We start from the raw sequence: 1,328 nt of genomic DNA on the forward strand, positions 1-1,328 counted from the left end.
CCATGGCACGTCCTTCGATAGCTCCTACGGATGCGGCCAGTCTTCAGGGCGGCCGGCTGGTTCGACGGACGGGCGCGCTGCCCGGTGCGAACGGCATCGGGGGAAGTCGAGGGCAGGGGACGTTGTGATCGTCTGGGTCAATGGCACATTCGGGGCGGGCAAGACGAGCGCCTGCCGAGAGCTGGTGGAACTGCTGCCCGGGAGCGTGCTCTTCGATCCCGAGCTGGTGGGCTTCGGCCTGCGCCGGATGCTCCCGGCCGACCGGTTGGCGACGGTGTCCGACTTCCAGGACCTGGCGGCCTGGCGCCGGCTGGTCCCCGAGACGGCGGCGGCGCTGCTCGGTGAGGTCGGGGGCCCGCTGGTGGTCCCGATGACCCTGCTCAGGGAGGACTACCGGGACGAGATCTTCGGCGATCTGGCCTCGCACGGGATCACGGTGCACCACTTCGTGCTGGACCCTGAAGAAACGATCCTGCGCGACCGCATAGCCCACCGCGAGGAGTGCCCGGGCGATCCGCAGGGCAGCGAGCGGGTCCGCACCTGGTGCCTCGAACACCTGCCCCACTACCGCGCCGCCCGCCGCTGGCTGGTCGGGGACGCCCGGATGATCGACACCAGCGAGCTCTCCCCCCGGGAGACCGCGCACCGGATCGCCGAGCTGGTCCGGGTCGGCGCCGCCCGCTGTCCGATCGTCCAGACCCCGGACCCGACCGGGGACACCGTGGCCTCCGCCGTGCTGTTCTTCGACGAGCAGGACCGCGTGCTGCTGGTCGACCCGGTCTACAAGCCCGACTGGGACTTCCCCGGCGGCGTGGTCGAGCGCGGCGAGGCCCCCACCGACGCCGCCCTGCGCGAGACCGCCGAGGAGCTGGGCCTGCGCCTGGACCCGTCCACGCTGCGTTTGCTCGCCGTCGACTGGGAGCCGCGCACCGGCCCCCGCCGCGGCGGACTGCGGCTGATGTACGACGGCGGCCTGCTGGACGAGGAGGGCCGGCAGCACCTGCTGCTCCAGCAGGAGGAGCTGCGCAGCTGGCGATTCGTCACCCTGGACGAGGCCGGCGAGCTGCTGCCGCCGGGGCGCTACCGGCGGCTGGCGGCCGCGCTGGACGCGCGGCGGAGCGGCGAGCTGCAGTACCTGGAGGCGGGGAGCCGGGTGGCCGTCGGGCTGGCGAGCACGGCGGACGCGGCGTAGGGCCGGTACGGCGGACGCGGCGCTACGGCCGGTGGGCGCTACGGCCGGTGGGCGCGGCCGGTCGGGGCGGGGCAGGGGCGTCGGGGCGGGATCCGTCGGCGCGGGGCGGCGGGCGGGGCGGGAGGCCGGCGTGGTG

At 74.8% G+C, this 1,328-nt stretch carries 1 protein-coding gene; it reads left to right on the plus strand.

Annotation, left to right across the window (positions count from 1 at the left end):
- Positions 1 to 124 precede the first annotated feature (124 nt).
- Complete coding sequence (locus ACIQOV_RS41685; protein WP_380545947.1) at positions 125 to 1,192, plus strand: NUDIX domain-containing protein; 1,068 nt, start codon at positions 125 to 127, stop codon at positions 1,190 to 1,192.
- Positions 1,193 to 1,328: the final 136 nt, after the last annotated feature.

Source organism: Kitasatospora sp. NPDC091257 (genome assembly GCF_044757675.1).
GTDB classification, from domain to species: domain Bacteria; phylum Actinomycetota; class Actinomycetes; order Streptomycetales; family Streptomycetaceae; genus Kitasatospora; species Kitasatospora lactacystinica.